Origin of the sequence: Flavobacterium sp., assembly GCF_044361065.1 — a bacterium.
Taxonomy (GTDB): domain Bacteria; phylum Bacteroidota; class Bacteroidia; order Flavobacteriales; family Flavobacteriaceae; genus Flavobacterium.
This window is the reverse complement of sequence record NZ_JBIKJI010000092.1, coordinates 1-8541: the sequence shown is the minus strand read 5'-3', so window position 1 is coordinate 8541 and position 8541 is coordinate 1. Positions and strand designations below refer to the sequence as shown.

Genomic DNA, 8541 nt, shown 5'->3' with positions numbered 1-8541 from the left:
ACTTTATCCAAAGGTACCAACACGTTTTTTGCATCGGTTTCTAAAGCCAATTCTGCTGCATTTATGGCTTTTATAGCACCCATAGTATTGCGTTCTATACAAGGCACTTGCACCAAACCACCTATTGGATCACACGTCATACCTAAGTGATGTTCCATAGCTATTTCAGCAGCTACCAATACTTGTTCTGGTGTACCACCCATTAATTCGCATAACGCTGCAGCTGCCATCGAAGAGGAAACGCCTATTTCTGCTTGACAACCACCCATAGCTGCGGAAATAGTAGCTCCTTTTTTGAAGATACTCCCTATTTGCCCAGCAACCATTAAAAATTGTTTGATTTCTTTTTCACCAGCGTGATGATTTTCAATCACCAAATAATACATTAATACAGCCGGGATAACCCCTGCACTTCCATTGGTAGGTGCGGTTACTACTCGACCTAAAGAAGCATTTACTTCATTTACTGCCAAGGCAAAACAAGACACCCATTTTAATATTTGACGGAATTTCACTTCCGTATGACGAATGCATTGCAACCATTCTTGAGGGGAATTGTAATTGGCTATTCCAATTAAATTGGTATGCATATCGTAGGCTCTTCTTTTTACATTTAATCCACCAGGCAAAGTTCCGTCTGTGTGGGCACCAATATACATACATTCTAACATAGTATGCCAAATGCGCATTAACTCAGAATGAATTTCTGTTTCTGTACGCATTGATTTTTCATTTTCATACACAATATCAGAAATGGTCTTGCGTTCTGCTTGACAAAACTCCAACAATTCAACACCTGTATTCACCAAGAATGGAAAGGCGCATTTTATCTCTGATTTTGTATCTGTATCTTCTTCCTTAACCACAAAACCACCACCAATAGAATAAAAAGTTGAACTGTATTCCGCATCATTTGTATAAGCGGTAAACACCAATCCGTTTGCGTGAAAGGGTAAAAAATTCTTATTGAAAAAGATATCTGAAACTACGTTAAAATGAATCTTGAATTCGTTATCCAAAAGCATTTCATTTGTATGTTTAATGTCTTGGATAATCGTATCGATAGCATCAATTGGCACATATTCCGGATCGGCACCACTTAATCCTAACATTACGGCTAAGTCGGTAGCGTGCCCTTTTCCTGTTAAAGAAAGTGACCCATACAAATCGACTTTTACGCGATGTACTGAAGCAATTATATTTTGATTTCGTAATTCGGCTAAAAATTGTTCCGCAGCACGCCAAGGTCCTAAAGTATGAGAACTTGAAGGCCCTACGCCTATTTTTAACATATCAAAAACTGAAATACATTCCATATACTAAATCGTTATAGTAGCAAAGATAGTATTTGAAGTTGGAAGTTAGAAGTACGAAGTGAAAATATTTGAAAAATGTCTGATTTTTTGTTGGCTTCGAGTGCCTCAGTCAACAAAGTCATTAACTTGTTTTCGTTGAGTTGTTGGCTTCGAGAACCTCAGCCAACAAATCAATAGTTTATTTATTTCTTGTATTGTTGGCTGAGGCACTCGAAGCCAACAAAACCTTATATTATTTTTTTGGCATAAAATTTGAAACCATAAGATTTATTAAATATATTCTTATGAAAAAGCTACGATTTGTTTCCATTACTATAGTTTTATTACTTTTTTGTCCTTTTATCAAACAATGCGATGGATTTACTAAAATTGAAGAAGGAGCTAAAGCAGATAATTCCAATGAACTAAAAGTCTACTTTACTGAAGAATCAGAAAATGTATTTGATTTATCTTATCAAATTAATGAGCTATTCCTTAAAAATAAAAAAGAAGAAATTAAATATAAAAAAGAAGAAATTTCTTTGATTTTCTCAATGTTGTTTTCATCCTTACTTATTATTTCTTCAATTATTGGAACAATTAGAATCTTCAAAAATCAATTATTAAGAACAAACTTGTTTTACGTTTTAAATATTTCGTTTGTTATTTTAATTGTTATTTCAAATATGTTCGTTTGGCTGGATAGATTTGGACAAATAAAAATCGGCTTTTATCTTTTACTACTTTCTAATTTTTATATGTTGTATTTGTTAAAACAAAAAAAGGAACAAATTCTATAGAACTTATTCCTTTTATGTTGTTGGCTTCGAGTGCCTCAGCCAACAAATCAATAGTTTATTTATTTCTTGTATTGTTGGCTGAGGTTCTCGAAGCCAACTATAACATTCACCTTATACACAAAACCTTTAACCCTTAATCCTCCTAATACCAGCGCTTCTTATTCTGTTTAGAAGCATCCGATTTCCTGGAATTAGAACTATCCGCATTTGCAGATTTAGCTGCTTTTGGTGTTTTTGGTGCGTTATTTTGTTTTTGTTTGGTAGGATTTCTTCTGTCGCCTCGGGTATCCGTTTCTTTGTTTTTTAATTCGTCTTCCGTAAATTCTCTATATGGATACGGATTTTCTTTCACGACTTTAATTTGCTGACGGGTTAATTTTTCAATGTCTTTCCAGTACGGCAATTCGTCTTTTCCACAAAAAGAAATCGCTAAACCTTCATTACCTGCTCTACCCGTTCTACCAATTCGGTGTACGTAGGTTTCTGGGATGTTTGGCAAATCGAAATTGATTACATAAGGTAACAAATCGATATCAATACCACGAGCGGCAATGTCTGTCGCAACTAAAACAGAAATCTCTTGACTTTTAAAACCGTCTAACGTTTTTATTCTGTTATTTTGAGATTTATTTCCGTGAATCGCTTCAGCAGAAATATTTTTCACTTTTAATGCTTTTACCACATTGTCCGCACTGTGTTTCGTTCGTACAAAAACCAATACATTATTTATTTTTTCTTCTTCAATTAAATGAATCAGTAATTTTCGTTTGTCTTCTTTCTGAACCATATATACTTTTTGGTTCACACGTTCTGCGGTGCTTGAAATTGGCGCTACCGAAACGTATTTAGGTTTCTTCAAAAATTGGTCGGCCAACTCTCTAATCGCAACAGGCATCGTAGCAGAAAACAATAATGTTTGACGGTTTTCAGGAATTAACTTGATGATTTTCTTAACATCATTAATAAAACCCATATCTAACATTTGATCCGCTTCATCAATCACTAAATGATGCAGGTTATCCATATCTAAAAACCCTTGCTTATTTAAATCTAAAAAACGACCTGGAGTAGCAATTAAGATGTCCACACCGTCTTTTAGTTGTTGCACTTGTGGCACCTGACTTACACCGCCATAAATTACCATCGATTTGGTATTCATATATTTTCCGTACGTGGCAAAACTATCTTGTATTTGGTGTGCCAACTCACGTGTAGGAGCTAAAACTAAGGTTCTTATTACTTTACGTTTCGTTTTTGAACCTACGATTGGATGTAAATAATTTAAAATTGGAATGGCGAATGCGCCGGTTTTACCTGTTCCTGTTTGGGCACAACCCACTAAATCGTGCTCTTCTAATATAATAGGTATGGCTTGTTGTTGTATAGGCGTTGGCGTAATATATTTTTCTTCTTCTAAAACCTGAAGTATATTTCTATGTAAATGTAAATCTTGAAATGTCATATTTGTATTTTGAACGGCAAAGATACAACTTTGAATGCGGAATAGAGAATTTTGATTTACTTAATTTAGGAATTACCTACGATTTTTGACAGATTACCAACACGTTAGCAAAAAATGAAATGACACAATGTCAGATATTTTTGCCATACAAAAGAAATACTGCCAATTTTATACCTATATAATTATTGGCACAAAACTTGACTTATCCAAAAAGAGTTTAAAAAATAAACCGAATAAAATTTAAAATTAAATAAAATGAGTAAGATTATTGGAATCGATTTAGGTACAACCAATTCTTGTGTTTCTGTAATGGAAGGTGGAGAACCAGTTGTAATTGCTAATGCAGAAGGAAAAAGAACAACGCCATCTGTAATTGCATTTGTAGAAGGTGGAGAAATTAAAATTGGAGATGCTGCTAAAAGACAAGCGGTAACTAACCCAACTAAAACTATTGCATCTATCAAAAGATTTATGGGTAACAAGTACTCGGAAAGTTCTAAAGAGGCTTCTACTGTTGCTTACAAAGTAGTTAAAGGTGATAACGACACACCACGTGTTGATATTGATGGACGTTTATATACGCCACAAGAATTATCTGCAATGACTTTGCAAAAAATGAAAAAAACTGCTGAAGACTATTTAGGTCATTCAGTTTCAGAAGCAGTAATTACTGTTCCTGCATATTTTAACGATGCACAACGTCAAGCGACTAAAGAAGCTGGTGAAATTGCAGGTTTAAAAGTAATGAGAATTATCAATGAGCCAACTGCTGCGGCATTAGCTTATGGATTAGACAAACAAGGAACAGATCAAAAAATTGCTGTATTCGATTTAGGTGGTGGTACTTTTGATATCTCTATCTTAGAATTAGGAGATGGTGTTTTTGAAGTATTATCTACTAATGGAGATACACACTTAGGTGGAGACGATTTTGACCAAGTAATTATCGACTGGTTAGCAAACGACTTTAATGCTGCTGAAGGTTTAGATTTAAGAAAAGACCCAACGGCATTACAACGTTTAAAAGAAGCGGCTGAAAAAGCGAAGATTGAATTATCTGCTTCTGCTCAAACAGAAATTAACTTACCATACGTTACGGCTACGGCTTCAGGACCAAAACACTTAGTACAAACATTAACACGTGCTAAATTTGAACAATTAGCTGATTCTTTAATCAAACGTTCAATGGAACCAGTGGTTAAAGCATTAAAAGATGCAGGTTTATCCGTTTCTGATATTGATGAAGTTATCTTAGTTGGAGGTTCTACTCGTATCCCAGTTATCCAAGAACAAGTGGAGAAATTCTTCGGTAAAAAACCATCAAAAGGCGTTAATCCTGATGAAGTTGTCGCTATTGGTGCAGCTATTCAAGGTGGGGTTTTAACTGGTGATGTAAAAGATGTATTGTTATTAGACGTTACACCTTTATCATTAGGTATCGAAACTATGGGTAATGTAATGACAAAATTAATTGAGTCTAACACTACTATCCCAACAAAAAAATCACAAGTTTTCTCAACGGCTGCAGATAATCAACCAAGTGTTGAAATTCACGTTATTCAAGGTGAAAGAACAATGGCAGCAGATAACAAAACTATTGGTCGTTTCCATTTAGATGGTATTCCACCAGCAGCAAGAGGTATTCCTCAAATTGAAGTAACTTTCGATATTGATGCAAATGGTATCATTAAAGTTTCTGCAACTGATAAAGGAACTGGAAAATCTCACGATATTCGTATCGAAGCATCTTCTGGTTTAACTGCTGAAGAAATCGAAAGAATGAAAAAAGATGCAGAATTAAACGCTGAATCAGACAAAATTGCTAAAGAAACAGCTGATAAAGTAAATGAAGCAGATTCTATGATTTTCCAAACGGAAAAACAATTAGGTGAATTTGGTGAAAAATTATCAGAAGATAACAAAACAGCCATTAACTTAGCTTTAATTGAATTAAAAATGGCTTACGAAGCAAAAGATATTGCTGCAATTACGCCTGCTTTAGAGAAAATCAATACAGCTTGGACAAACGCATCTGCTGAAATGTACAACACTGGAGATGCTCAAGGAGCTGCACAAGCAGAACCACAAGCTTCAGCTGATACTACACAAGATGTAGAATTTGAAGAAGTAAAATAATTTACGAGTTACGAAGTAAGATTTACGAGTAAACCTTAAATTTAAATAGCAAAAAACCGAGTAAGAAATTACTCGGTTTTTTTATGATTGGTAATCAAAAAAACTAAATATTAGTTTGAAGTTTTTCGTACTTATTGTGTATGAATAAAATTATAATTCCAAATATTACAGATAAAACTAATAAAATGACATTTAAAATTCCATCTGTATTAAAAGATAGTTTAATCATAATTGTAGAAATAATAAAACCAGAATTTCTTATTACAGTACTGAATTTGTCTGAATGTAAAAATGAAAAAAGTAAAATTAGTACATCTACCAAAATTAAAATAGTAAAAAAATCTTCAAAGAATATTTTATTAATATCTTCAAATTTATACACTAATGCATTTACTGAAAAGAAACTTGTATTTATCCAATTAATGAAGCTATACAGAGATAAAAACAATAAAATAGGTATTAAAAATGAAGCAATTCTGTTCTTAGTCAGAATAAATTTCTCTATTTTTTCATTAATTACTACATTCTTTTTTTGCCTATCACTTAATCTATAAAAAATAAAGATTAGAAAAAACAAAACTACAACAGCAATTATATCGTATAAAAAAATTAAATCGTACTTCACCGCGAACCAATTGCTGGTAAGTTCTAAATTAGAAATGTCTTTAAAAATTCTTCTAATAATAATTAATAAAATAATTTCATATTGTTTACCTATATATATAGTAGTAGATTTTGGAAGATAATACACCAATAAATACACTTCATAAATAAGTATAAATGAAAACGGCGTGTAAATAGCTGCTATAGGATTATTGAATAATTTTGTAAGTAATTCAAGATGAATAAAATCAAGTTTATTTAGAAAAATAAACATCAAATGAACTATAAATGCAATAATAGAAATGTAAATAATTATATGTTCACTCTTCTCTTTGAACTTTTCATTTAAAAAAAAGTTGAATAACGAATGTATTTTCTTCATAATCTTAATTTTTTTAAATGAAACAATGATGATTAATCTTAAATATGCGTATTAATTGCTATTATACTTTTTAACCATAGCAAAAATAACAACTACGTGTGGAAATGTTATTGCAGCTAAAAACACAAAAAACAAAGCATTGAAATGTTTAATGTCATTGAGGAAAAAATAAAAAACAGCCAATCCAAATAACGAAACAAACCAATACAGGGCCGCAGCCTTTATGTATTTGATAAAATTTAGTTTTGAATAGTCACCATACAAATAGGTAATTTGATCAAATATAGAAGGTAAACTATGCCAAAGAATAAAATAAATTGTAAATCCCCAAATTAGTGAGGACACTTTAAATATAATTGCAAATACCAACAGAAAGAACAACTCTTTAAATAGTATTTTAATTAAGTTTTTATTTTTCACTAACAAATAAAAATATCCCAAACTAAATATTATCAATATACTATACAAACTATACGTAATACTATTAGGTGTAATATTGACTGAAGTAATATCAAAAATAATATCTCGAACTTGTTTGCTATGAAACTCAAATAAGAAAAACAGAATTAATAAACCGTGAAGTAATTGAACAACTTCAATTATTATTTTGTTTTTACGCTTATCCAAAAAACGTAACTGTTGTTCCCCAAAATGATAGCCACTAACCAAAATAAACAAAAACAATATTACAGCAGGTATCAAATAGAACAAAAAAGAACAAAAACAAATTATGGCAATATAAAAAATTAGAATTTGTATAAAAGAATAGTCTCTTTTTTGCAACAAAATGTTCTTTGCAATCATAATATCGTTACCTCCATGTAAGATTCCGAAGGTCAAAATTAAAGAAAAACCCGTAATTATCTGATTTTCAATTGAAAAAAATGAAGTTAGCCACAATCCGAAAAAGCTAAGTATAATGGCGGTTTTATAGTAATTTTTCATTTTTTGTTTACCTTTTTTTAAAAAATAATAAACAAAAAGTTTGTTTATTAAAAATTAATTTTTTAACTTTGATAAAACAAATTAACATTTATTATTAACTAAAAACAAAAAATTATGAAAAATTTATTATTAATTAAAGAAATGTTACCAAATGATTACGTAGGCTTTACATTCTTTGTTGGGTGTATGGCAATGATGGCAGCTTCTGCTTTTTTCTTTTTATCATTAAATCAATTTGATAAAAAATGGCGTACTTCAGTATTGGTTTCTGGATTAATAACATTTATTGCCGCAGTTCACTATTTCTACATGAAAGAATATTGGGCTGAAGTTGGACAATCTCCAACATTTTTTAGATACGTTGACTGGGTTTTAACAGTGCCGTTGATGTGTTTAGAGTTTTTCCTAATCTTAAAAGTTGCTGGTGCAAAAACAGATTTATTATGGAAAATGATTGGTTTATCTGTAGTAATGTTAGTTACAGGTTATTTAGGTGAAACAGTTTATTCAGGTTCAGCTGCATTATGGGGTGGTATTTCAGGATTAGCTTATTTTGTAATTGTTTACGAAATATGGTTAGGATCTGCTTCTAAATTAGCAAAAGCTGCTGGTGGAAACGTTTTAGCTGCTCACAAAATCTTATGCTGGTTTGTATTAGTTGGTTGGGCTATCTATCCTTTAGGATACATGATGGGTACTACAGGATGGTACAATTCAATGATTCCTTCAGGAAATATTGATATTGCGTACAACATTGCTGATGCTATCAACAAAATTGGATTTGGTTTAGTTATTTATAACTTAGCAGTTCAATCTCAAAAAGACTAATTCTTTTTAAAATATAAATTAAAACCGCCAAGAATTTTTCTTGGCGGTTTTTTTTATGAAAATTATTTTGTACTTTGGTAACACCAAAAT

At 31.6% G+C, this 8541-nt stretch carries 7 protein-coding genes; 3 read left to right on the top strand and 4 right to left on the bottom strand.

Annotated elements, in window-relative coordinates:
- Nucleotides 1–1316: L-serine ammonia-lyase (locus ACIQ11_RS06780; protein WP_396153927.1), on the bottom strand; the 1316-nt coding region annotated here is incomplete at its 3' end.
- A gap of 284 nt (nt 1317–1600) precedes the next feature.
- Here ACIQ11_RS06780 and ACIQ11_RS06775 point away from each other — a divergent pair.
- On the top strand, nt 1601–2095 hold the full coding sequence (locus tag ACIQ11_RS06775; protein ID WP_396153926.1) for a hypothetical protein: 495 nt from the start codon (nt 1601–1603) through the stop codon (nt 2093–2095).
- 142 nt (nt 2096–2237) lie between these two features.
- On the opposite strand, the gene ACIQ11_RS06770 is transcribed toward ACIQ11_RS06775, so the two are convergent.
- Complete coding sequence (locus ACIQ11_RS06770) at nt 2238–3557, bottom strand: DEAD/DEAH box helicase (protein ID WP_396153925.1); 1320 nt, start codon at nt 3555–3557, stop codon at nt 2238–2240.
- 255 nt (nt 3558–3812) lie between these two features.
- Here ACIQ11_RS06770 and dnaK point away from each other — a divergent pair, with 255 nt between their 5' ends.
- On the top strand, nt 3813–5693 hold the full coding sequence (gene dnaK / locus ACIQ11_RS06765; protein ID WP_396153924.1) for a molecular chaperone DnaK: 1881 nt from the start codon (nt 3813–3815) through the stop codon (nt 5691–5693).
- Between the two features lie 103 nt (nt 5694–5796).
- Here the strand turns inward: dnaK and ACIQ11_RS06760 are convergent, their stop codons facing one another.
- Complete coding sequence (locus ACIQ11_RS06760; protein ID WP_396153923.1) at nt 5797–6678, bottom strand: hypothetical protein; 882 nt, start codon at nt 6676–6678, stop codon at nt 5797–5799.
- A gap of 51 nt (nt 6679–6729) precedes the next feature.
- Nucleotides 6730–7623: a Brp/Blh family beta-carotene 15,15'-dioxygenase gene (locus ACIQ11_RS06755; RefSeq protein ID WP_396153922.1), complete on the bottom strand. Its 894-nt coding sequence runs from the start codon at nt 7621–7623 to the stop codon at nt 6730–6732.
- A gap of 114 nt (nt 7624–7737) precedes the next feature.
- Between ACIQ11_RS06755 and ACIQ11_RS06750 the strand changes: the two genes are divergently transcribed.
- Nucleotides 7738–8451: a bacteriorhodopsin-like gene (locus tag ACIQ11_RS06750; RefSeq protein WP_396153921.1), complete on the top strand. Its 714-nt coding sequence runs from the start codon at nt 7738–7740 to the stop codon at nt 8449–8451.
- Nucleotides 8452–8541 lie beyond the last annotated feature (90 nt).

Excerpts from the sequence above, each read along its gene's own strand:
- ACIQ11_RS06755 (WP_396153922.1), bottom strand. The coding sequence starts at position 7,623 with ATGAAAAATTACTATAAAACCGCCATTATACTTAGCTTTTTCGGATTG.
- ACIQ11_RS06760 (WP_396153923.1), bottom strand. The coding sequence starts at position 6,678 with ATGAAGAAAATACATTCGTTATTCAACTTTTTTTTAAATGAAAAGTTC.
- dnaK (WP_396153924.1), top strand. The coding sequence starts at position 3,813 with ATGAGTAAGATTATTGGAATCGATTTAGGTACAACCAATTCTTGTGTT.
- ACIQ11_RS06775 (WP_396153926.1), top strand. The coding sequence starts at position 1,601 with ATGAAAAAGCTACGATTTGTTTCCATTACTATAGTTTTATTACTTTTT.
- ACIQ11_RS06750 (WP_396153921.1), top strand. The coding sequence starts at position 7,738 with ATGAAAAATTTATTATTAATTAAAGAAATGTTACCAAATGATTACGTA.
- ACIQ11_RS06770 (WP_396153925.1), bottom strand. The coding sequence starts at position 3,557 with ATGACATTTCAAGATTTACATTTACATAGAAATATACTTCAGGTTTTA.